Raw genomic sequence first — 22,600 nt, forward strand, 5'->3', positions numbered from 1 at the left:
ATTTATGCCATAGGTTATTTATGCAAAGAAATACTTGTTTAACCATCCTCACTATTTTGGGCCTTTCTTTAGGTCTGCTTAGCCCATCAGCATCTTTAGCAGGAGCGGTCACTAGCCAAGTCAGCAATGAAACGGTTTCGATATTGGCAATCAATAGTGTATGGGTAGTATTAGCTGGCGCTCTAGTATTTCTGATGCAAGCAGGCTTTGCCATGCTAGAAACCGGGATGTCTCGCTCCAAAAATGCGGTGAACATTATGATGAAAAACTACATGGATTTATGTGTAGGCACTGTACTTTTTTGGCTGGTAGGCTATGGCTTAATGTTTGGCACTAACGTAACTGGGTGGATAGGTACAGATCACTTTGCACTAGGCGATGGAGATGACTGGGAGTTCACCTTATTATTCTTTCATATCATGTTTGCCTCTACCGCCGCCACCATCGTGAGTGGCGCCATGGCAGAACGCACCAACTATCTCTCCTACTTATTTGGCGCTATTGGTATTACAGCGGTCATTTATCCAGTCTTAGGTAGCTGGATTTGGAATGATCACGGCTGGTTAAAACAAATGGGATTCATTGATTTTGCAGGGTCTACTGTTGTACATTCCCTAGGTGGCTGGTGTGCGCTTGCTGGCGTTATTTTATTAGGACCGCGCCTTGGTCGGTTCAGCGAAAGTGGTAAAGTCCATAGCATTCCTGGCCATAACATCGGCATGCTCGGTCTTGGTGGCTTTATTTTATGGTTTGGTTGGTTTGGTTTTAATGCCGGCAGTACATTAGAAGCAAGCACTAATATTGGGCTGATTGTGCTTAACACGCAACTATCTGGGGCAGCAGGTGCTATTGGTGCGGTGCTCATCAGCGTCATAATGCGTAAGCCTATTCTAATTAGCAATACCGTGAATGGCAGTATTGCTGGCTTAGTTGCCATTACTGCAGGTTGCGCCACCATGGATGTACCCTATGCGGCACTCACCGGTTTTATAGGCGGCATCATTTCTGTGCTGGGTGTACTTTTACTAGAAAAAGTAAGAATTGACGATGTTGTGGGTGCCATTTCTGTACATGGCTTTGCTGGGGTATGGGGCACATTAGCCGCTGGGATATTCCTGAAAGGTAATATGTTCAACAGTGACCAAATCGTCGTACAGCTAATAGGCATTAGCGCTACCTTCATTTGGGTTTTCTTTGCGGCACTCATCATGTATGGCTTAATTAAGGTAACCTTTGGTTTACGTGTTAGCACTATGCATGAGCAGCGTGGTTTAGATATTACCGAGCACGGTGAGATTGCCTACCCAGAATTTAGTCAAAATGTAGCTTATAGAGCTGAAAACCTAGAACAACTACAGAAAATATAAGAAGTATCAGATGAACTTACCATTAAGACGCCGCGCCATTTACACTGGGCTAAAACCATATTTAAATACGACAGAGATGGCGCAGGCATTAAGCATGTGGGAAACTGAGTTTTCATTGAAACCTCCCTATGCCTTAGCAAGCTTTGTTACCCGCTGCTGCACCACAGATGAGCTAAGAAGAGTTCGCACTCAAATTCTAAGGGCACTAATCACCGCAATAGAATCTCCCGAGAGTTTACTCCTTAGCGACCCTGGCTCTCAGGTTGGCAAACGTACATTAACTGATGAGGATAGCGACACTATCGTACTTGATGCAAAAAATTCCATATTTGTGGCACTGTCTGGTGCCTTATGGAATGCGGTCGATGAAGCGACTGAGAAAAGCATCATCGACTTTATCTTAAGAAACCTAACGCATCTCAAACTAAATGCTAAACAGTCGCAAAAAATCAAAGATTGGTTTATCAGCAGAAATATTGCATTTCCATGTAATTTTGAATTAGCAACCTTACAGAAGCTGACTAATCTAAACTACATTGCACTGTGCGAATATTACGGGCCAGTAAAAGCAGACAAGCTTTTATCACAAGCAACGCATGCAGTTGAAGCCGAAGCCGCTCGGCAACAGTTCAACTTACATGATTTGCTTTAATCAAGATGCGCCATTAAACATCATGTTAAATCCAACTAGGTAGGCTTGAAATAGCAGCACCCATACATACCTAGGAAATATCTGCTACTTATTTTCGATGAGCTTTCTTGCTCTGGCAATAGCCGCCTTTACCTGCTGAGGTGCGGTACCACCAATATGGTTACGGCTATTCAGTGATCCATCCAAAGTAAGTACTGCATATACGTCATCACTAATCTCTTTAGCAAACGATTGCAGTTTAGCTAAAGGCAAATCACTTAAATCTACTTTTTGGTCTACGGCATAACGGACAGCCAAGGCGACTGCCTCGTGCGCATCTCTAAATGGCATGCCCTTTTTAACCAAGTAATCGGCCAAATCTGTTGCAGTAGCAAAACCTTCGCTCGCTGCTTTACGCATATTTTCTTTATTGACGGTAAAGCCTGCTTTGACCACTACGCCATTTTCTAGCACTGGCAAACGTAGCATGTCTGCATAGATTTCCAATGTCACTAATAGCGTATCAGCAGTGTCAAACAATGGCTCTTTATCTTCTTGATTGTCTTTATTGTAAGCAAGTGGCTGCCCTTTCATTAAGGTCAACAACGCAGTTAAATGCCCATAAACTCGACCGGTTTTGCCTCGCACCAACTCTGGTACGTCTGGGTTTTTCTTCTGCGGCATAATGGATGAACCGGTACAGAAACGGTCAGCAATATCGATAAACGCAAACCTTGGCGAGCTCCATAAAATAAGCTCCTCTGAAAGTCGTGATAAATGCATCATCACTGTAGAGGCGGCAAAAGTAAATTCAATGGCAAAGTCACGGTCTGACACTGCATCTAATGAGTTCTCACATACGCCTGCAAAGCCTAAACTTGAAGCTACGTTTTCACGATCAATTGGGTAACTCGTACCAGCCAAAGCGGCTGCACCCAAGGGCAACATATTCAGACGTTTTTGACAGTCTTCAAAACGTGAAATATCACGTTTCAACATTTCATAATAGGCCATCAAATGATGGCCAAAAGTCACCGGTTGCGCTACTTGCAAATGGGTAAAACCAGGCATCACCGTATCAAAATTAGCTTCCGCCAAATCAAGTAAACTAGTTTGCAAGTTAAACAAACCTGCAATCACTTGCTGGCAAGTCGTCCGTAGCCAAAGCCTTACATCAGTGGCCACTTGGTCGTTACGGCTTCTCCCTGTATGTAAGCGCTTACCTGCATCACCGATTTTATCGGTTAAACGTTTCTCTATATTTAGGTGCACATCCTCTAAATCTAGCGACCACTCAAACTGGCCCGCATTGATTTCTCCAAGAATCTCATTTAAACCAGCTTCAATCGCATTGAAATCCTCCTGAGAGATAATGCTCTGTGCACTTAGCATGCGCGCATGGGCAATTGAACCCTCAATATCATAAGAGGCCAACCGATAATCAAAACCAATAGATGCCGTATATTTTTTCACCAACTCAGCCACTGGCTCGTTAAAACGCCCAGACCAACTGGTATCTTTTTTATTGAGCGCGCTTATTTTCTGTGTCACTTTATTTGCCTATCTAGTATTAACTTTTTTATGCCTATTCAGAGATAAAGTGTTAAAGAAAGGGCTAGCCCTTGCCTTAACCTCAAACGTTAACCTGAAATGGTTACGCCATTTTTCTCTGTCTAAAAGGAATTTAATTGCGATTGTCGTAAAAATTTTATTCAACATTAAAAAATGCTTAATAACAAACTACTTATATGCATTAGTATAATGCAAAATAAAGTCATTTAAGAAAAAGCGATTGCGCCAGACTACATAAATGCAGATAAAAACCCGATGAGAAAAACGAGCTGCCTGCCTAATTTACGCAATTTAGGGGTTGCCCTACGCATACTGATTATCGCTAACTCGGCGCTAATATTAGGCGCGCTTATTTTAAGTGACAGTATGGAGTCATTTACCCATCAACTGACAGGTATTTCTACGTTTGCTCAACCAACCCTGCTTGTTTGCCTGTTTTTACTCTACGGCTGCTATCACTTACTTGTGAGCATGTCTTACCGCAACGCCATTGTCTTTATTTTTATACTTATCACGCTAGGCACCGCAATTGTTCATGGTTTCTTCTCACAGTTCTGGATATTCAGTGACCTACCGTCATTCACACGTATTGTTGTTTATGCATGGCTGATGAGTGCAATTGTTCTGTATTACTTTAACTTACATCATCGCGCTTACTCTCCTGCAGTCACCGAAGCTAGGCTGCAAGCTTTGCAAGCACGGATTCGCCCCCACTTTTTGTTCAATAGTCTAAATGCCGTGTTGTCGTTGATTCGTGACCAGCCTAAACAAGCTGAAACTGCACTGGAAGACATGGCTGACCTGTTTCGGGTATTGATGGCTGAAAATCGAGAGTTAGTGCCGATCGCGCAAGAGATTGCCCTATGTCGCCAATATTTGGCACTAGAGAAACTACGCTTAGATGAAAGACTGAACGTAGAGTGGCTGATTGACGATGTACCTCCTGATGTCCTCATCCCACCCTTGTTGTTACAACCCTTGATTGAAAACGCTGTATATCATGGCATAGAGCCATTAACCGATGGTGGCACAATTACGATTCAGGTATACACCAAGCAAAATGAGGTGCACCTAATCCTCAAAAACCCATATACAGCACAAAGTAAGCATCTCAATGGCAACAACATGGCACTCAAAAATATTAAAGAACGCCTGACGCTCCATTTTGACCTCGAAGCCTCATTGAAATGCAAACAGGTAAACAACACTTACGAAGTACATATTTCATTGCCTAATCACACAAAAAAGATCAATGCTCAATCAATCTAAACTCAACATTGTGATTGCAGATGACGAAGCACCAGCTCGAAATCGGCTACGAGATTTACTAGGTGATATTGATAACACCCACGTACTCGCCGAGGCTAAAAACGGCAGAGAACTTCTGGAGCTAATCAATCGCACACAAAATGAGACAACGTCAGCAGACATTGTATTGCTGGATATACGCATGCCGGAAATGGACGGCATAGAAGCAGCACAACATTTACAAAAGCTGCCTAAACCACCAGCTATTATCTTCACCACTGCGTATGACAACTATGCAATACAGGCGTTTGATATGAGCGCTGTGGACTACCTATTAAAACCTATTCGTCTGGAACGACTGCAAACCGCTTTACAAAAAGCGCGCGCGCTTATACCAAGTCAACTTGAAGCGCTAACGCCATTAAGCCCAAAACGCAGTCACTTAAGCATTAACGAGCGTGGCCGTATTCTATTGGTGCCAATTAGCGATGTGATTTACCTGCGTGCGGAGCTGAAATACATTACGGTACGCACCGCCGAACGCGAATACTTAATAGAAGAGTCACTCTCACATCTAGAGCAAGAGTTCAGCAATCTTTTCACGCGACTACACCGAAACTGCCTAGCCGCCAACGCCTATATATTGGGTTATGAGAAACGCAATCATGATGAACATGCTGAAAAGCAATGGGTTGCCTTACTCAAACATGTGCCTGAAACAATTACTGTTAGCCGAAGGCAACAACATTTGATTCGCCAGAATACTCTTTGAGCATTATTGGACCAATGCAAGAACACCAAAACCGCATTGTGAAGTCAGTACAACTGAGTGCTAGTGCGGTTTGGTGCCAGAGCAACTAAACCTACTTACTTTTATTCCTGTTTGCATCCAATTCTGCAATCGTTTTAGCAGCCCAATCTTTACCACCTAAACCAAACGCCAAAGCCAAAGCTAAGAAAATTGCCCCAAACACAATGACAAATAACGAGTGAATCAACTGCATACCAATACCCAGTTGCTCTAACGCAACAAATATTGCCAATATTTGGATGCCATACTCAGCTGAGGTGCTGACGGTGAGTGCTGCGGAGAACTTAATACTGTGTAGCCATGCAAACATCAATTTATTGACAAATCGAGCAAGTAAAGTACCAAAGATAATCACAAGAATCGCTAGAATAATGCGTGGCAAATAGCCTGCTAGCTGCTGTAGCAGATTAGCTACTTCACTTAACCCTAAAGTGCTAGCACCTGTGGTAATAAACAAAATAATCACTAGCCAATAAACTACTTGGCTAATAATACCGCTCAGTGTCACATGCAAGCTACCGCTATTCATAAAAGCCTCTAGACCGGATCGTTGCGCAAATTTATCAAATTGCGTGAGCTCTAATAAACGTTTAACAGCAAGCCTGACCAATTTCGCAACGATCCAACCGAAAAACAAAATCACCACCACTGCCAGTAATTTAGGTACAAAACTAGCAAGTTGCAGCCAGAATTGATTAAGCGATGCCATAAAAACTTCAAATTGATATTGCATGTTAGCCTCCTTAACACTACTAAAAATTTAAATTTAATTTCAGCTTAAACCTAATTAAGCCATAAGCTTAACTCATCAATAAACACCATTTAAACACTAAACTGAAAATTTAGGTGCTTAATGCTTGCAAGCAAGCCCTGTGATAAAATCACCATATGCAAAATTTAGACCAACACACCAGCCCTAAAAAACTCGTCATCGCATCGCGTGAAAGCGCGCTTGCTATGTGGCAGGCTCGCCATATTCAAAGCCGTTTGCAATCACTCTACCCGGATACTGAAGTCACGATTCTGGGCATGACGACGACAGGCGACCAGATACTAGATACGCCTTTAGCCAAAGTGGGCGGCAAAGGTTTGTTTGTGAAAGAGCTGGAAACAGCGCTGGCCGATGGCAGAGCTGATCTGGCTGTACACAGCATGAAAGATGTACCAATGAATCTGCCAGAAGGCTTTATTTTGGCAGCCACAGGTGAGCGTGAAGACCCTCGCGATGCCTTTGTTTCAAACGACCACGCCTCACTGGAAGACTTGCCTGCAAACAGCATCGTTGGTACTTCAAGCTTACGTCGCCAGAGCCAGTTACAAGCACGCTTCCCTCATCTTAAAATTGAATCGCTACGTGGCAATCTACAAACACGCTTGCGCAAATTAGATGAAGGCCAGTATGCGGCGATTATTCTCGCAGCGGCAGGACTTATTAGGTTGGAGCTTGGCGACAGAATTCGCCAATTTATCGCACCAGAACATAGCATTCCAGCCGTAGGGCAAGGTGCTTTAGGCATAGAAATCAGCGCAGACCGCCCAGACCTAATTGCGATACTCGCACCACTGAACCACCCAGACACACAAGTATGTGTAGAGGCCGAACGCGGCATGAGCCGCACGCTGGCTGGCAGTTGTACGGTTCCACTTGGTGCTTATGCCGTGTGCGAAGCTGATAGCATCCGCATGACAGGATTTGTTGCGAGTGTTGATGGTAAACAAATGTTGGTAGAAACTGCGGTTGGCAGTAGAGTAAACGCTGAGGCGTTAGGCAAAGCGCTAGCTAATCAACTGATCTCAAAAGGTGCGGATAAGATTCTCGCTGCTTTGTAATCACATTACCTTAGGCTTACCCATGCGCGCCGACCATCTACTTAGCAACTTATGTATTGCGGTCACTCGGCCAGTCGATCAGGCAACAAGCCTGAATCTTGCCATTACGCAGCATGGCGGTACCACAATTCCGTTCCCTTTAATCGCCATCTCCGCGTTAGATGATTATCAACCATTTCAGCAACAACTTAACCGTATTGATACCACCGACTGGGCAATCTTTATCAGCTCAAATGCGGTTGATTACTCAATGCCGCTTTTAATCAAGAAGTTTGGCAGGATTCCAGATCATTTAAAGTTCGCGGCGATTGGTCATCAAACAGCCAAAGCGCTAGCAGTTTATGGCGTACATGAGGTACTGGTTCCGCACACCCGTTTTGATAGTGAAACACTACTTGCACTGCCTGAGATGCAGGATGTGTCCGCAAAAACTATCGCCATATTTCGTGGGGTTGGCGGACGGGAACTGATGGCAGAAACCCTTAAAGCAAGGGGTGCAAATGTCTACTTTGCAGAAAGCTACCGTCGCATTAACCCGCAAAAAAATGCTGAGTTGCTCGAAATGCAATGGCAACAAAACAAACTGGATGCAGTGATCGTGACCAGCAGTGAAGCCATGCGTCATTTGTTACAGATGTCTGAACATGCAGAATGGTTACGCCATGTTACATTATGTGTAAATCATGAGAGAATCGCAGAAGAACCACAACAGCTTGGTTTAAAAGTGCTAGTAGCAAAAGCACCAGGGGATGAAGCTATGCTGCAATGCTTATCACAACTTGTAAAACATCATGACTAATTCAACAGATTCAGAATTTGTAGCCAGACAAAAACCCTCGATGCTCACCATCGGCACGATGGTACTAGTGGTTATCGCCATTTTGACACTAGCTTGGCAATGGCTAAACACGCGCCATCGATTCAATGAAATTGAAAAATCACTTAGTTTTAAACTAGAGGAATACCATACGCTCAACCAACAAAGCTTAGCATTGGCCAAGCAAGCAGAAGAGCGTAGCACGCAAGCTAATGCGCGCACCGTGATTCTAGAACAAAAGTTGGCAGAATCACGCGACCAGCAAGAGGCATTACAAACGCTTTACACTCAACTCGCAGAGAACCGTGAAGCCACTGCTGTTGCAGAAGTAGAACAATTGCTAACGATTGCAAAACAACAGTTACAACTAGCTAGCAATGTTAAATCTGCACTCCTTGCACTTGAAGCAGCAGACCATCGATTACAGCCGCTAGACTTACCAAGAGCCGTGCAACTACGCGAAATCTTACAAGTTGAAATCGAAACTTTGCGCGACCTGCCACAAATAGATATGATTGCAATGAGTACGCAACTCACTTATCTTGCTGAGCTATGCAATACCATCCCACTCATTAGCGAGCGCCAACCAACACTCAACGTGAACGCCAATCTCAATCCAGCGCCAGTTCAATCGTTACAAGGCGTCCAAAAATTCTGGTGGGCAATCTGGGATGACATTAAGAACTTGGTCACAGTAGAGCGTATTGATAAACCAGAGCCACCTCTGCTTGCTGCAGAGCACGCATTATATTTACGTGAAAACCTTAAACTGAGGCTACTCACTGCCCGAATCGCCTTACTACAACATGATGAAAGCACCTACAAAGCCGACCTCAACATGGTGAACACTTGGCTTAATCAATATTTTGATACAAAACACCCAGATACCATCAAAGCCCTCGTATTGTTGAAAAAGCTCTCTAGTAACAACATTAGCCTAGAGCTTCCACAGTTAAGCGATAGCTTAGCGGCGGTAAGTAGTTACAAACTCATGCTTGAGAAGAGCGAGTAAGCGTCATGCTTAAAAACAGATTTTTTTGGTGGGCTTTAACATTATTCGGCATTATCCTAATCCTGTGGTTAGCCAGTAATAATCAAGGATATGTGCTGATTATTCGCTCACCTTACCGCATTCAAATCTCGTTTAACTTCTTTTTAGTTGTCTTCGTGCTAAGTGTTTTTGGCTTACATCACCTTCTCAGATTTTTAAGGTTTTTAAGGCACTTACCGGCGATCAGAAAAAATAAAAAAGAATCCCTGCGCCTAAAAGCAGGCAACACTGCCCTTTTAGAGGGTATGCATGCACTTGCAGAGGGAGACTTTGAGAAAGCAGAGGCTGCTGCCAAGTTAGCTCAGGACTTGATTCAAAATTCAGATCTTGAAACGCTGATACAGAAACTTGCTGCTGAAAAGAATAAACAATCGCTACTTTTCAAATAAGCTAACTATCTGCATATTAAAATACGCTTTATAAAATTAAACGCCACTATAAAAGTGGCGTTTAATTTTTAATTTATAGGTACTACGCTAAAAAACTCAAGCGTATCTATACACTTGTCGCAACGCTTGGCACTGGTTTCGCATAATTAAAAGCATCTGAATAGAATGCACCTTCAGGTAAACCAGCCTGCGCGAAGCTGGCATGTGCCACCTCCACCATGGCGGGTGCGCCACAGCAATAGACTTCAACATCGCTTAAATCACTAAAGTCATCCAACACGGCCTGATGCACCAGACCAGCACGACCTTGCCAATTATTCTCTGGCAACGCGTCTGACAGCACAGGGATAAACTCAATATTTGAGTGCGCTTCAGCCCATGCCTCAGGGAGTGCTGGCATATATAAACCCTCTAAGGTTCTAGCTCCCCAATACAAAGTTACTTTACGCTTAATATCATTGTGTATCATATGCTCAATAATCGCTTTAATTGGCGCAAAGCCAGTACCGCCAGCCACCATCACCATCGGCTTTTCTGAGTCGCTTCTGTAATAAAAGCTGCCAAATGGTGCTTCGATACGCAAAATAGCTTTATCTGGCATCTCATTAAAGACATACTCAGTAAACTGTCCACCCGGGATCAACCGTAAATGTATCTCTAATAAGCTATCTGCATGTGGTGCATTTGCCAATGAGAAGGCACGGCGCTTACCATCTTTAAGTAGAAACTCAACGTATTGCCCAGCCATAAACTGCAAACGCTCACTGCTCGGCAGTTTTAGAAATAACGCCATTACATCATGCGACAACTGCTCTTTACGCTCTACACGTGTAGGGAGAATACGTGGCGGAATCACCCCTGCATTAATTTCTCGACACTCGATGGTCAAGTCGGTCAACGGCCTGGCACAACAAAACAATGCTTTACCTGCGGCTTTATCAGCCTCAGTCAATGCGCTACTAGCATAATCACCATGGTCCACATCACCGCTTAATACTGTACCTTTACAGCTACCACAAGCACCATTTCGACAGCCGTAAGGAATATTAAAACCAGCCTCTATGGCTGACTCAAGAACTGTTTCATAAGCTTTTGCTTGATAAGTATGGCCACTAGGCTGAATAGTAATTTGATAAGTCATGTCGTATATTTCTGTTTATTTTCAATAAATTATTTTTAAATCTTGTGCAACTTAGTCTTCTCGGCGGAATTCGCCTTCAATTACGTCATCATTCGCAGCTTGTCTGGCTTGGTATGGTGACTGCGTGTTTGACGCTTGATTGTTTTTAATCGGAACCAGCAACAGAATCACTGCAATCATATCAGTAATCACACCCGGCAATATCAGCAACACGCCCGCAATAATATTACGTGCACTGCCAAATATCGCCTTAATCGGATGATCTCCTGTGCGCATACTTTGCAACATACGACCAGTAAATAACGACTTTTCATCCCGAATCAGTCGTAAGCCTAACAGGGCAATCCCGACTAAGTAAACTAACAACCACCAACCATACTCTTGGCCAAGCTCAATCAATAGCCATATCTCAGCGATTGGAAAAGCGAGTAAAATCAAACCTATCAATAAACGCATGTATTGCTATCCTAAAATAATGTCGAATCCAGAAAATATTTTACTAGTACTCACCAACGTACCGGATACTACGACTGCAAGCCAGTTGGCCGAAACATTGGTCACACAAAAATTAGCGGCGTGTGTCAACATCTTAAGCCCATGCCTATCCGTATATATGTGGGAAGGCAAGTTAGAACACACGAACGAAATACCAATGCTTATTAAAACAACTCAATTACAGTATGATGCACTTCAAGCGGCGATTATAAAAGTGCATCCTTATGAACTTCCTGAAATAATCTCTATCAACGTAGATGGTGGCTTACCTCAATATTTACAATGGGTAACTACGCAATTATCTGCTTAAGGAACACAATGTTTAAAAGATTTTCGTACTTCTTACTATTCGGCTTCTTCATATTATCTGCATCTGTCAGCAATGCAGGCAATGTCACCAGTGGTATCAAGAACTTGTTCACAGATGAATCTGCAGAAGATGAGTTTTTATCACCAGATGCCGCTTTTGGTTTGTCTATCAAACAAAATGGGCAAAGCGTTGACGCTAGTTTTACTGTCGCACCAGGATATTACCTTTATAAAACACGTACAAAGTTTGAGCTCACCCCCACGCAAACGTTCGAAATAAAATTACCAAAAGCAGACATTAAGAATGACCCAAACTTTGGCGAAATGGAGGTCTACCATACAGACTTTACCGCCACTTTGCTGATAAAAGATAAAATTAGCACGCCTGTTGATATTAAAATCACCTATCAGGGCTGTAGCGAGAAAGGTCTTTGCTATGCGCCTCAACAAAAAAACTTCACTGTTACGCCAGACACTAGCACCAGCCCAAGTCAAGCAACGACAACCGCTAACAACATAGCAGCGAATAACAATGCCTCAGAAAGTGACAGCCAAGCAGCCAATTTGCTGAAAAGTGGAAAATGGTGGCTGATTATTCTAGGCTTCTTTACAGCTGGGTTATTGCTCGCATTCACACCATGCGTATTTCCCATGATTCCAATCCTATCTTCCATCATCATCGGCAAAAATGCGCACGTTTCGCGCTTACACGCGTTTAACTTATCCCTCGCTTACACCTTGGGGATGTGCTTAACCTACACGCTAGCAGGCATCGCAGCAGGACTTTCAGGGCAAATGCTCAGTAGTGCATTACAAACGCCATGGGCATTGGGATTTGGTGCACTTATCTTTGCCCTGCTGGCACTTTCTATGTTTGGTTTCTACGAACTTAAGCTACCAAGTGGTATAGAAAATGGCCTAATGAACTTAAGCCGTCGTATTAAGGGCGGACGCTTTTTTAGTGATTTTCTCATGGGCGTACTATCTGCACTTATTATTAGCCCCTGTGTGGCAGCGCCATTGGCTGGCGCATTACTTTACATCAGCAAAACTAACGACGTTTTACTAGGTGGAGTCGCTTTATTTTCACTATCCGTAGGGATGGGTACCCCACTACTGCTCATTGGCGCATCGGCAGGCACACTTCTGCCCAAAGTAGGCAGTTGGATGAATGCGGTCCGTAATTTATTCGGCGTACTCATGCTAGCGGTAGCGATATGGCTGATTGCACCGGTCATTCCCATGCAAGTGCAACTGGCGCTATGGGCTGCGCTGTTAATTGTGCCAGCCATTTATATGCATGCACTAGATAGCCTGCCTACTGATGCAAAACCAGCACTCAAGTTCTGGAAAGGCATCGGAGTAATGATGGTCGTCATCGGTTTAGCCATGCTGATTGGCGCGCTCTCTAATGCAAAATCACCATTACAACCACTCAGTGGATTAGTTGCTAGTGCATCTAATGCTCAACAGCAGCATAAAAACCTGAACTTCCGATCCATCAAAAACATTAGTGAGTTAGACAATGCGCTTCAAAATGCACTAGGGAAACCCGTCATGCTCGATTTTTATGCAGACTGGTGCGTGGCTTGCAAAGAGATGGAACAATTTACGTTTAGCGATGCGCGCGTCCAATCAGCACTAAAAGACACATTATTATTGCAAGTAGATGTCACTAATAATACAGATGATGACAAAGCACTCATGCAGAGATTTAACCTATTTGGCCCGCCAGGTATTCTGTTTTTTAGCGCAAAAGCGACCGAAGAAACTCACTTAAAAGTGGTCGGCTATAAAAATGCAGACGCCTTTCTACAAATTCTAGATCAACGTGGTAGTTGCCTACCAGAAACCATTCAATGCTAAACAAGATACTAAAACCACTTTTCTTTATTGCTCTAATTGTTAGTGTAGTAGCCACAACGCTGGTATTAGTGAAAGGGCAATTTTCGAACGCCGACGCTGATAGCAAAATTAGCAGCTCGCCGCTGTATGCATCTAACTTGCCAGATATCTCTGGAAAAATGCAAAACTTCGGGGAATATCAAAACAAAATCATTATTGTTAACTTTTGGGCAACTTGGTGCCCTCCTTGCAAAGAGGAAATGCCTGAATTAATTGCACTGCAGCAATCTTATAAAGATAAAAATGTCATCGTATTAGGTATCGCCATTGATGATCCAGCAATGGTTGCCGAATATTTAAAAACATCGCCAGTTAATTACCCTGTTTTTGCAGACGAAAGCAAAGGCAGTTTGTTAGGAGAGCAGTTAGGTAATGATAAGGGCGTTTTACCCTACACCGTCATCATTAATGCAGATGGTAAAGTAGTTAATACGCACTTTGGGCGCATTAACAAAACAATCTTAGAAGCAGCGATCACCCCCTTACTCTCACTTTAATCGCTCTAGGCACAAATGCCATCTAGTCATTTGCAAGCGAATTCAAGACCATACTTTAGTGATGGGATTAGTAGAATTGAGCAAGGTAAATTCGCTTAAATTCTCTAAAGTTGCTGGACAAAACCCTTTAACTTCGGCAAACTCGCGTTTATGAATTATCGTAATTTATGCAAAAATCGTTTAAATCAGGTGAGTCGTCATGGCTACTAAGCACATTTTGGTATTACATGGCCCTAACCTGAACCTATTAGGACTGCGTGAGCCACAGCATTATGGTAACGCTACACTTGATAGCATTAATCAAACACTCGTTAATAAGGCAAAATCTGCCAATATCACATTAGAAGCTTTTCAGAGCAATGCGGAGGCTGATCTTGTCGATAAAATTCAGTCTATTGCCACTAAAAGTGTAGATTTTGTCATCATCAATCCGGCAGCGTTCACTCACACATCCGTTGCAATGCGCGATGCGTTGAGCGCGGTCAAAGTTCCATTTATAGAAGTACACTTGTCAAATGTGTTTGCGCGAGAATCATTTCGTCATCATTCATATTTTACAGATATCGCTGTTGGCATTATTAGCGGACTAGGTGCAAAAGGTTATGAGCTTGCTCTAGATTTCGCTATTGAAAAAATTAATCATTCTTAAAATAATAATTTATATCGAATTAGTTAGGGGTCGTCATGGATTTACGTAAACTTAAAAAGCTTATTGATCTAGTAGAAGAATCAGGCATTTCAGAATTAGAACTCACAGAAGACGGCGAAAAAGTACGTATCAGCCGCAACTTCACTGCCAGTATGCCTGCGCAAAATTACAATCACTACATGCCGCAACATGCGCCAGCACCTCAAGCAACACCTGCTGTAGCAGTTGAAGCAGCACCTGTTGCCGAAGAAGGTCATGCAGTTAAATCACCAATGGTAGGTACGTTCTACCGCTCACCATCTCCAGATGCCAAATCTTTTGTTGAAGTCGGCGATACGGTTGCTGTAGGCGACACACTATGTATTATCGAAGCGATGAAGTTATTAAACGAGATTGAATCAGATAAAGCTGGCGTCATCAAAAAAATCTTAGTTGATAACGGCCAAGCCATTGAATATGGTGAGCCACTGTTTATTATCGGCTAATCGTTTTAGCTTATTAAATTACCGCTTAATTAATTAGGTCTTACTTCAATACTAAGATATCAATTACTAAGGCCTAAATACTAGGATCTCACTTTCATGGCAATGTTTGACAAAATTTTAATCGCCAATCGCGGCGAAATAGCGTTACGCGTACAGCGCGCATGTCGCGAACTCGGTATCAGAACGGTTGCTGTTCACTCAGAAGCTGACCGTGAAGCTAAATACGTAAAGTTAGCAGATGAGTCAGTTTGTATCGGCCCTGCTCCTTCCAGCCAAAGTTACTTAAATGTGCCTGCGGTCATCAGTGCTGCTGAAGTCACAGATGCACAGGCAATTCACCCTGGTTATGGTTTCTTATCAGAAAACGCTGACTTCGCAGAACGTGTAGAACAAAGCGGCTTTGTGTTTATTGGCCCACGCGCTGAGACTATCCGCTTAATGGGCGACAAAGTATCTGCTAAAGATGCGATGCGAAAAGCTGGTGTTCCTTGCGTACCTGGCTCAGAAGGTGCGTTACCAGATGACCCTAGCGAAATCATTAAAATCGCCAAACAAATTGGCTACCCAGTGATTATTAAGGCGGCTGGCGGCGGCGGCGGTCGTGGTATGCGTGTAGTGCATACCGAAGCTGCGTTACTGACGTCAGTCAACATGACCAAAGCTGAAGCACAAGCAGCGTTTAGCAACCCCATGGTTTACATGGAAAAATACCTAGAAAAGCCTCGTCATATTGAGATTCAGGTACTAGCTGATCAACATGGTAATGCAGTGTTCTTGGGTGAGCGCGATTGCTCTATGCAACGTCGTCATCAAAAAATTCTCGAAGAAGCGCCAGCCCCATTACTCAATGCTCGCTTACGCGACAAAATTGGTGAACGCTGTGCTGAAGCCTGCCGTAAAATCAAATATCGCGGTGCAGGTACTTTTGAGTTCTTATATGAAAACAATGAGTTCTATTTCATTGAAATGAACACGCGCCTGCAAGTAGAACATACGGTGACAGAAATGGTCACCGGTATTGATTTAGTGCAACAACAGATTTTTGTAGCAGCAGGTGAAAAGCTGAAGTTCCGCCAAAAAGACATTCAATTACGCGGACATGCGATTGAATGTCGCCTAAATGCAGAAGATCCTTATAACTTTGTACCTTCTCCAGGCAAAATCACTAAATTCCATATGCCAGGTGGCCCTGGTGTACGTATCGATACGCACGCGTATGCTGGCTACACGGTTCCACCACATTACGACTCAATGATCGGTAAGTTAATTACTTACGGCGATACCCGCGAACAAGCCATTGCTCGTATGCGTATTGCATTGTCTGAAATGATGATTGATGGCATTAGCACCAACATTGCATTACATGCTGATTTAATGGCAGATGCAGCTTTTCATTTAGGTGGTACAAGCATTCACTACCTAGAGCAAAAGCTTGGTATTTATAACAAATAATTATCACTTTAAAGTAGCAATCTCAGATACGCGTTACCGTAAGTTTTGTACGGTTAACGCGTATTTGCATTAATATTGTTTAAATAAGATAAGTAACAGATAGGTTGAGTATGGCTTGGGTATCATTAAAAATTGAAGCACAGGATAATAATGCTGATTTAATTAGCGATACACTCATGGAGCTAGGCGCGCTGTCAGCCATTATTGAAGATGCAAATGCTGAGACCATTGATGAGCAGCCGATTTTTGGTGAGCCAGGCGACCCTCCTCCAGGTATTTGGCAGCAAAATCTGGTAAGTGCTTTGTTTGACGAAGGTGTTGATGTCACGGCAGTGGTTAAAGAGTTAGAGCAACTCGCGAAACTTAGCAAACTTAACTACACCACCGAAACGATTCAAGAACAAGATTGGGTGCGCGCTACCCAATCACAATTCGAGCCAATCAAAATTACAGATAACCTATGGATTGTACCTACATGGCATGTATCGCCAAATCCTGAGGCAATCAATATCGTATTAGACCCTGGTCTTGCCTTTGGTACTGGTAGCCACCCAACCACACACTTATGCTTGGGCTGGCTGACACAGACTGTGAACGCAGGAAACTCCGTGCTCGATTACGGTTGTGGATCAGGCATTTTAGCAATTGCGGCTAAAAAACTAGGTGCGGAAGAAGTTGTGGGTACTGACATCGACACGCAAGCTATTCAATCTAGCCTATACAACGCTGAGCAAAATCAAGTAGAAGCTAAGTTCTATGATGCGAACCAATATCAATCTAAAGAGTTTGATATTGTAGTTGCCAATATTTTATCCAGTGCATTGAGTGTTCTGGCGCCTGCATTAGCAAAGTCATGCAAGGCTGGGGGAAAAATTGCACTTTCTGGTATTTTACGTGAACAAGAATCCGCTGTTTCTGCCATTTATTCTGAATGGTTTGATATGGGCACACCACAGCATATGGATGCTTGGGTATTGCTCACAGGCACGAAAAAATGCGCGACATAACCCATTGCCCTAATTGTCAAACTCAATTCTTTGTTAGTGAAGCACAGCTCAATCAGCATGGTGGGCTAGTACGTTGCGGCCAATGTCTGCATGTATTTAATGCTAAAGAGCAATTTATCGCTCAAGCACAAGCTGATCAACCAATACACGAAAGTAGCACAGTCACAGAAGATACGAGCACTTCATCAGCACCATTCATTACCGAACAATCTAACACACCGCATTCATCCTCTTGGCCTACCCTTGACCATAGCACCATCGCAGAGGTCGCGTCATCAAATGATATTCAAAACCAAAACCATACACCAGAGAAGGTGCAACAATCCTTCTCTAGTACGCAAAATCAGACGGTAGAAGCGATTGAGTCAACGACAGCGCAACAAGAAGCGGTCTCCCATGGCTTAGAACGTTCAGAAGCGATACAAGCAGATTTGAATCAGCTTAGTACTGATGCTGACACGATTACTGACAAGTCAGACAGTCTTGCTCATCTAGAAGAACAGCCAGTCAATGACGTGACAAATCTGAGCTTCATCCCTGGAAATCAATCTCACTACTTTAATGATCTTGCAAAACACGCAAAGCTTGACGGAAAAAAGATTGCCAATAAGCGTCTTCGCTGGCTATGGATTTTGGGTGTGCTTCTTCTACTATTAATTGCTGCGAGCCAGAGCGTCTACTTTTTACGCAATACGATTGCCATTTATTATCCAAATTTAAAACCGCATTTGCTAGCCGCTTGCCAACAGCTACATTGCAGTATTGAGCTTCCTAAGCAAATAGAATGGATTATCATTGATGACTCTGATATGCAGGAAGATTTAGAACATACAGGCGTCATGCATCTTAGCAGCAGCCTTTTTAACAAGGCTAGCTTTGTACAGGCTTACCCAAACGTAGAGCTCACACTAACAGACACCAATGACAGTGCTGTGTTAAGACGTATATTTAAACCAGCAGAGTATTTACCACCAAAGACAGATATCGCTGCAGGATTCAGCGCTGGTAGAGAAATTAAGATTAAACTTGCCATTACCACGCAAGATGTGAGCGTTGCTGGATACCGGCTTTACGTTACTTATTAGCCTGCAAGCCTGCACATTAAAATCTGTGTTATAGATGTAGACTTGTCAAAGTAGACATTCTGTTTATGTTGCTATACCGCCAGCCCTTTTGATTTTAATCAAAAGATTTTGTAGTCTTAGGTATAGGATATGAATACAAAGTATTGAAAGCTAGGACTCACTTGAAACATACTTTAATCCCAATATTGCTCGGTAAGAAGAAATGGCATTTATGGCTGATATCTGTCATATCAGCCATTGCACTTACTTTACCTACTGTAGCAACAATGCAATTTCTGCTAGAAGGTAAAGTAACCACAAATTATCTCATTACTGGGTTTGTAAGTGCTGTGTTAGCCGCTTCTATTGTGAGTGGGCTTTTGATCTATCTGTTAAAAACCCTTCATCAACTCCATCAGCACAATGAACATCTAAATGCAATTATCGATGTATGTCCGGTGCCAATTGCTGTTTTTAAAGATACAGGCCAACTAATCAGGCTTAATCCACAATTCACTAAATCATTTGGTTATACGCATGCAGATATAACGACAATCAGCGATTGGTGGCTGAAGGCATACCCTGAGGAGCACTATAGAGCTTCAGTCATAGCATCATGGAACAATCATTTAAATGATTGTGCAATTAATCAAAGTTCGTTTGTACCTTTAGATCTAAAAATTCATTGTAAAAATCAAGCAGTGAAATCAATCATCGCCACCACTACCCCACTAGACAAAGGACTTTCAGGCTCTCAACTACTCGTGCTATTTGATGTTTCTGAAAAAGCTAATCTATTTGATGCGCTCACAGAATCTAGCAATATCTTGCAATCTATTATTGAAACGATTCCTATGCGAATCTTTTGGAAGGATAAAAACTCAAGATATATCGGCTGCAATAGCAATTTTGCAAGGGATGCCGGCTTCAATAATGTTAACGAAATTATCGGAAAATACGATGATGATTTAGCTTGGCAAGCACGCGCAGACTACTATCGTGCAATTGATCTTGAGGTGATGCAACGTGCAGTACCGAAAGCCTCTTATGAAGAGCTTGAGAAATCAGTAGATGGCTATGAAATGATTCTTAAATCCTCTAAAATTCCGCTACGTCAAGATTCTGGAGAAGTAATCGGCGTATTGGGGATTTACGAAGATATTACCCAAATAAAGAAATCTGAAGCTGAACAAATCATCAATCGTGAACGCTTAAACTTTGCATTAAAAGGTGCCAACGATGGCTTATGGGATTGGAATCTAGACACTAACGAGGTGTATTATTCCCCTCGTTGGAAGTCAATGCTTGGCTATCGTGATGACGAATTAGGTAACACCCTCGACACATGGTCCTCACTAGTCGACCCTAAAGACAGTGCAGCTACATTAGCGCATGCGCAGTCTTATATCAATGGTGATTGTGTGAGCTTTGAAACAGAGTTTCGTATGAAGCATAAGGATGGACATTGGGTTGATATACTTTCTCGCGCAAAGTTAGCCCTCGATGTAAATGGAGTAGTACTTAAACCAAAAAGACTCATTGGCACTCATGTCGATATCAGTCATTTAAAAAGTGTCGAGTCAGAGTTACGGAAAAAAGAGGGCTATCAACGTGCATTGTTAGATAACTTTCCTTTCATGGTCTGGCTTAAAGACCTGGAAAGTCGCTTTTTATCAGTTAATAAAGTACACGCCAATAACTTTGGTGAAAATAACCCTGAGAGCTTGGTTGGCAAGACAGACTTTGACTACTCGCCAATAGAGATTGCTGAAAACTATCGTAAGGATGACTTATCCGTATTACAGACAAGGCAACCAAAATCCGTTGAAGAAACTTATGTTGATACCAAAGGTAATCAACACTGGATTGAAACTTTTAAAGCACCAGTGACTGATCAGGATGGTAACTTATTGGGAACTGTTGGCTTCGCACGGGATATTTCAGACCGAAAGAAAATTGAAACCGAACTTCAAATTGCCGCGACTGCTTTCGAATCACAAGAAGGCATGATAGTGACGGATGCAAATGCCAATATATTAAAAATTAATCATTCTTTCACTAGAATTACAGGCTTTACGGCAGACGAAGCTGTCGGTAAAAAAATGAAATTGTTAAAATCTGGCGTACACGATGCAGCTTTCTATAAAGAAATGTGGGATAGCATCCAAAGCCAAGGCTCTTGGCAAGGCGAAATCTGGAACAAACGTAAATGCGGTGAGATCTATCCAGAGTGGCTGACAATTACTGCAGTGAAAAATAGGGACAATATTGTCACGCATTATGTTGGTACGATGATTGATATTACTGCGAGAAAGTCGATTGAAGAACGAGTCCACCATCTTGCACATTACGACCCGCTCACAGACCTGCCAAATCGGACATTACTGACAGACCGCTTGCATCAGGCATTAGCACAAGTTCGGAGAGAGAAAACGAAACTGGCGCTCATGTTTTTAGACTTAGACAAGTTCAAACCAGTCAACGACTTACTAGGTCATGACATTGGAGATTTATTACTCAAAGCAGTTGCAGAACGTCTGACTGCGCGCATAAAAAGACAAACCGACACTGTTGCCCGTATAGGTGGTGATGAGTTTGTCATTGTACTCTCGCAAATTGAGTCAAACCAAGATGCTGCGATGGTCGCTAACGAAGTGGTATTTGCTTTGACACAGCCTTTTCTGATTGAGCAACATAAGATTCATATTTCTTGTAGCATAGGCATTGGTATATACCCTCTTCATGGCAGTGATGTAGTCTCACTGATGCGTGTTGCAGACCAAGCAATGTATGAAGCAAAACGTGCCGGCAGAGGATGCTTTAGATTTTATACAGATGAGACCACTAATCAATCATCTCTAGACAGTCCGACGCAATCGCCTTAATTGCATCGGCTACACACATCACAGCAAGCTCTCTTGCATAACTCTTGCGCCATGCAATCGCCACCCTACGCACAGGAACAGGCTCAGAAAATGGAATGACTTTTACTAGTGGGTTTAAATACCGGTCTGTTGCGGCACTACATGGCAACACGGTAATGCCTAAATTGGAAGCTACCATATTGCGAATAGTTTCTAATGAGTTTCCTTGTAACACCTGACCTTTACGAGACAAATCTGGACAGGCCTGTAACACTTGATGACTATAACAATGCCCGCTATTGAGCAATAGGACATTTTCATCTGCAAGCTCGTCTGCACTTACTGACTTGCGGCTTGCCCATGGGTGGCTCACTGGCACCATCACCAAATATTTTTCATCATATAAAGGTAAGGTATTAATTCCTGGCACATCAAAAGGCAGTGCAACCACTGCCGCATCGATTATCCCGTTTTTCAATTGAGCTTCTAATTGAACCGTCAAATTCTCTTCAATATCCAGTGGCATTTCTGGTGCGCTCTGGCGGAGTATTGGAATGATCTCTGGCAGTAAATACGGTCCTACAGAGTAAATCAAGCCTAGTCGGAAAGAGCCACTTAATTGATTATTGCCTTGCTTAGCTAGCTCTCGAATATAGTTAACTTCTTCTATCGCTTTAATTGCCTGCTCGATTATTTTCTCACCGATGGGTGTTGGATTGATATCAGTTCGACTACGCTCAAAAATTTGTACGCCCAAATCCTCTTCTAGCTTTTTAATCGCTAAGCTCAAGGCCGGTTGGCTGACATAGCATTTCTCAGACGCGCGTCTGAAATTACGCTCTTTCGCTACGGCAACAACAAAACGCAGTTCACTTAAAGTCATGATTGATACTCCACTTATCTACTAATTACCTACCATTGATAAGTTTAGCATATCAATGGCATTTCGATATTCAATTATACAAATCAATATTCACGCTATACACTGCTCTAACTTGCTACACTAAATTGTTTTT

The 22,600-nt window shown here is 42.8% G+C and carries 22 protein-coding genes; 17 read left to right on the top strand and 5 right to left on the bottom strand.

Annotation, left to right across the window (positions count from 1 at the left end; all coding sequences use genetic code 11):
* The first annotated feature begins 20 nt into the window (after positions 1–20).
* Positions 21–1,367 (top strand): ammonium transporter, encoded by a 1,347-nt coding sequence (locus tag A391_RS0100215; RefSeq protein WP_019896563.1) that lies wholly within the window; start codon positions 21–23, stop codon positions 1,365–1,367.
* 10 nt (positions 1,368–1,377) lie between these two features.
* Positions 1,378–2,019 carry a hypothetical protein gene (locus tag A391_RS0100220; protein ID WP_019896564.1) on the top strand — a complete coding sequence of 214 codons (642 nt, stop codon included), beginning with the start codon at positions 1,378–1,380 and terminating at the stop codon, positions 2,017–2,019.
* 84 nt (positions 2,020–2,103) lie between these two features.
* On the opposite strand, the gene argH is transcribed toward A391_RS0100220, so the two are convergent.
* Positions 2,104–3,549: an argininosuccinate lyase gene (gene argH, locus A391_RS0100225; RefSeq protein WP_019896565.1), complete on the bottom strand. Its 1,446-nt coding sequence runs from the start codon at positions 3,547–3,549 to the stop codon at positions 2,104–2,106.
* A gap of 276 nt (positions 3,550–3,825) precedes the next feature.
* On the opposite strand from argH, the gene A391_RS0100230 reads away from it, so the two are divergent.
* Both A391_RS0100230 and A391_RS0100235 read left to right on the top strand, forming a co-directional pair.
* Complete coding sequence (locus tag A391_RS0100230; RefSeq protein ID WP_019896566.1) at positions 3,826–4,839, top strand: sensor histidine kinase; 1,014 nt, start codon at positions 3,826–3,828, stop codon at positions 4,837–4,839.
* Complete coding sequence (locus tag A391_RS0100235) at positions 4,823–5,590, top strand: LytR/AlgR family response regulator transcription factor (protein WP_019896567.1); 768 nt, start codon at positions 4,823–4,825, stop codon at positions 5,588–5,590. The genes A391_RS0100230 and A391_RS0100235 overlap by 17 nt, the downstream gene beginning before the upstream one ends.
* Positions 5,591–5,681: 91 nt before the next feature.
* On the opposite strand, the gene A391_RS0100240 is transcribed toward A391_RS0100235, so the two are convergent.
* A complete protein-coding gene (locus tag A391_RS0100240) occupies positions 5,682–6,362 on the bottom strand; it encodes a mechanosensitive ion channel family protein (RefSeq protein ID WP_019896569.1) in 681 nt (226 codons plus the stop codon).
* A gap of 155 nt (positions 6,363–6,517) precedes the next feature.
* Between A391_RS0100240 and hemC the strand changes: the two genes are divergently transcribed.
* The 4 genes from hemC to A391_RS0100260 are packed head-to-tail and all read left to right on the top strand — an operon-like array spanning position 6,518 to position 9,716.
* Positions 6,518–7,459, top strand: coding sequence for a hydroxymethylbilane synthase (gene hemC, locus A391_RS0100245; protein WP_019896570.1), 942 nt, complete (start codon positions 6,518–6,520; stop codon positions 7,457–7,459).
* Between the two features lie 22 nt (positions 7,460–7,481).
* Positions 7,482–8,258 (top strand): uroporphyrinogen-III synthase, encoded by a 777-nt coding sequence (locus tag A391_RS0100250; protein ID WP_019896572.1) that lies wholly within the window; start codon positions 7,482–7,484, stop codon positions 8,256–8,258.
* Complete coding sequence (locus A391_RS0100255) at positions 8,251–9,288, top strand: uroporphyrinogen-III C-methyltransferase (protein WP_019896574.1); 1,038 nt, start codon at positions 8,251–8,253, stop codon at positions 9,286–9,288. The genes A391_RS0100250 and A391_RS0100255 overlap by 8 nt, the downstream gene beginning before the upstream one ends.
* Positions 9,289–9,293: 5 nt before the next feature.
* Entirely contained in the window at positions 9,294–9,716 is a 423-nt protein-coding gene (locus A391_RS0100260; protein WP_019896575.1) for a heme biosynthesis HemY N-terminal domain-containing protein, read from the top strand.
* Positions 9,717–9,822: 106 nt separating this feature from the next.
* On the opposite strand, the gene A391_RS0100265 is transcribed toward A391_RS0100260, so the two are convergent.
* Both A391_RS0100265 and A391_RS0100270 read right to left on the bottom strand, forming a co-directional pair.
* The gene (locus A391_RS0100265) at positions 9,823–10,857 is read right to left on the bottom strand and encodes a CDP-6-deoxy-delta-3,4-glucoseen reductase (protein ID WP_019896576.1); all 1,035 of its coding nucleotides are present in this window, start codon (positions 10,855–10,857) and stop codon (positions 9,823–9,825) included.
* Positions 10,858–10,908: 51 nt separating this feature from the next.
* Positions 10,909–11,313, bottom strand: coding sequence for an FxsA family protein (locus A391_RS0100270; protein ID WP_019896578.1), 405 nt, complete (start codon positions 11,311–11,313; stop codon positions 10,909–10,911).
* A gap of 19 nt (positions 11,314–11,332) precedes the next feature.
* Between A391_RS0100270 and cutA the strand changes: the two genes are divergently transcribed.
* The 9 genes from cutA (at position 11,333) to A391_RS14080 (ending at position 21,605) form a co-directional block, all read left to right on the top strand.
* Complete coding sequence (gene cutA / locus A391_RS0100275) at positions 11,333–11,662, top strand: divalent-cation tolerance protein CutA (RefSeq protein WP_029143903.1); 330 nt, start codon at positions 11,333–11,335, stop codon at positions 11,660–11,662.
* A gap of 8 nt (positions 11,663–11,670) precedes the next feature.
* Positions 11,671–13,527: a protein-disulfide reductase DsbD gene (gene dsbD, locus A391_RS0100280; protein ID WP_019896580.1), complete on the top strand. Its 1,857-nt coding sequence runs from the start codon at positions 11,671–11,673 to the stop codon at positions 13,525–13,527.
* On the top strand, positions 13,521–14,063 hold the full coding sequence (locus A391_RS0100285; protein ID WP_019896581.1) for a TlpA family protein disulfide reductase: 543 nt from the start codon (positions 13,521–13,523) through the stop codon (positions 14,061–14,063). The genes dsbD and A391_RS0100285 overlap by 7 nt, the downstream gene beginning before the upstream one ends.
* Before the next feature lie 199 nt (positions 14,064–14,262).
* The gene (gene aroQ, locus A391_RS0100290; RefSeq protein WP_019896583.1) at positions 14,263–14,712 is read left to right on the top strand and encodes a type II 3-dehydroquinate dehydratase; all 450 of its coding nucleotides are present in this window, start codon (positions 14,263–14,265) and stop codon (positions 14,710–14,712) included.
* A 35-nt stretch (positions 14,713–14,747) separates the two neighbouring features.
* Positions 14,748–15,197, top strand: coding sequence for an acetyl-CoA carboxylase biotin carboxyl carrier protein (gene accB, locus A391_RS0100295; protein WP_019896584.1), 450 nt, complete (start codon positions 14,748–14,750; stop codon positions 15,195–15,197).
* Positions 15,198–15,299: 102 nt separating this feature from the next.
* A complete protein-coding gene (gene accC, locus A391_RS0100300) occupies positions 15,300–16,649 on the top strand; it encodes an acetyl-CoA carboxylase biotin carboxylase subunit (RefSeq protein ID WP_029143904.1) in 1,350 nt (449 codons plus the stop codon).
* 110 nt (positions 16,650–16,759) lie between these two features.
* The gene (gene prmA, locus A391_RS0100305) at positions 16,760–17,656 is read left to right on the top strand and encodes a 50S ribosomal protein L11 methyltransferase (RefSeq protein ID WP_019896586.1); all 897 of its coding nucleotides are present in this window, start codon (positions 16,760–16,762) and stop codon (positions 17,654–17,656) included.
* Positions 17,644–18,741 (top strand): DUF3426 domain-containing protein, encoded by a 1,098-nt coding sequence (locus A391_RS0100310; protein WP_019896589.1) that lies wholly within the window; start codon positions 17,644–17,646, stop codon positions 18,739–18,741. Before prmA ends, A391_RS0100310 begins: the two co-directional genes overlap by 13 nt.
* Positions 18,742–18,902: 161 nt before the next feature.
* Complete coding sequence (locus A391_RS14080) at positions 18,903–21,605, top strand: PAS domain S-box protein (RefSeq protein ID WP_019896590.1); 2,703 nt, start codon at positions 18,903–18,905, stop codon at positions 21,603–21,605.
* Here the strand turns inward: A391_RS14080 and A391_RS0100320 are convergent.
* Complete coding sequence (locus tag A391_RS0100320) at positions 21,565–22,467, bottom strand: hydrogen peroxide-inducible genes activator (protein WP_019896591.1); 903 nt, start codon at positions 22,465–22,467, stop codon at positions 21,565–21,567. The two genes, A391_RS14080 and A391_RS0100320, sit on opposite strands and share 41 nt — an antisense overlap.
* Positions 22,468–22,600 lie beyond the last annotated feature (133 nt).

It is taken from the genome of Methylotenera mobilis 13 (assembly GCF_000384255.1).
GTDB lineage: Bacteria > Pseudomonadota > Gammaproteobacteria > Burkholderiales > Methylophilaceae > Methylotenera > Methylotenera mobilis_B.

What these genes read in the sequence shown, in the direction of transcription:
- accC (WP_029143904.1), top strand. Translation starts at nt 15,300, where the DNA reads ATGTTTGACAAAATTTTAATCGCCAATCGCGGCGAAATAGCGTTACGC.
- A391_RS0100235 (WP_019896567.1), top strand. Translation starts at nt 4,823, where the DNA reads ATGCTCAATCAATCTAAACTCAACATTGTGATTGCAGATGACGAAGCA.
- A391_RS0100270 (WP_019896578.1), bottom strand. Translation starts at nt 11,313, where the DNA reads ATGCGTTTATTGATAGGTTTGATTTTACTCGCTTTTCCAATCGCTGAG.
- A391_RS0100320 (WP_019896591.1), bottom strand. Translation starts at nt 22,467, where the DNA reads ATGACTTTAAGTGAACTGCGTTTTGTTGTTGCCGTAGCGAAAGAGCGT.
- A391_RS0100230 (WP_019896566.1), top strand. Translation starts at nt 3,826, where the DNA reads ATGAGAAAAACGAGCTGCCTGCCTAATTTACGCAATTTAGGGGTTGCC.
- A391_RS0100215 (WP_019896563.1), top strand. Translation starts at nt 21, where the DNA reads ATGCAAAGAAATACTTGTTTAACCATCCTCACTATTTTGGGCCTTTCT.
- aroQ (WP_019896583.1), top strand. Translation starts at nt 14,263, where the DNA reads ATGGCTACTAAGCACATTTTGGTATTACATGGCCCTAACCTGAACCTA.
- A391_RS0100220 (WP_019896564.1), top strand. Translation starts at nt 1,378, where the DNA reads ATGAACTTACCATTAAGACGCCGCGCCATTTACACTGGGCTAAAACCA.
- prmA (WP_019896586.1), top strand. Translation starts at nt 16,760, where the DNA reads ATGGCTTGGGTATCATTAAAAATTGAAGCACAGGATAATAATGCTGAT.
- cutA (WP_029143903.1), top strand. Translation starts at nt 11,333, where the DNA reads ATGTCGAATCCAGAAAATATTTTACTAGTACTCACCAACGTACCGGAT.
- A391_RS0100250 (WP_019896572.1), top strand. Translation starts at nt 7,482, where the DNA reads ATGCGCGCCGACCATCTACTTAGCAACTTATGTATTGCGGTCACTCGG.
- A391_RS0100265 (WP_019896576.1), bottom strand. Translation starts at nt 10,857, where the DNA reads ATGACTTATCAAATTACTATTCAGCCTAGTGGCCATACTTATCAAGCA.
- hemC (WP_019896570.1), top strand. Translation starts at nt 6,518, where the DNA reads ATGCAAAATTTAGACCAACACACCAGCCCTAAAAAACTCGTCATCGCA.
- A391_RS0100310 (WP_019896589.1), top strand. Translation starts at nt 17,644, where the DNA reads ATGCGCGACATAACCCATTGCCCTAATTGTCAAACTCAATTCTTTGTT.
- A391_RS0100260 (WP_019896575.1), top strand. Translation starts at nt 9,294, where the DNA reads ATGCTTAAAAACAGATTTTTTTGGTGGGCTTTAACATTATTCGGCATT.
- A391_RS0100240 (WP_019896569.1), bottom strand. Translation starts at nt 6,362, where the DNA reads ATGCAATATCAATTTGAAGTTTTTATGGCATCGCTTAATCAATTCTGG.
- dsbD (WP_019896580.1), top strand. Translation starts at nt 11,671, where the DNA reads ATGTTTAAAAGATTTTCGTACTTCTTACTATTCGGCTTCTTCATATTA.
- A391_RS0100285 (WP_019896581.1), top strand. Translation starts at nt 13,521, where the DNA reads ATGCTAAACAAGATACTAAAACCACTTTTCTTTATTGCTCTAATTGTT.
- accB (WP_019896584.1), top strand. Translation starts at nt 14,748, where the DNA reads ATGGATTTACGTAAACTTAAAAAGCTTATTGATCTAGTAGAAGAATCA.
- A391_RS0100255 (WP_019896574.1), top strand. Translation starts at nt 8,251, where the DNA reads ATGACTAATTCAACAGATTCAGAATTTGTAGCCAGACAAAAACCCTCG.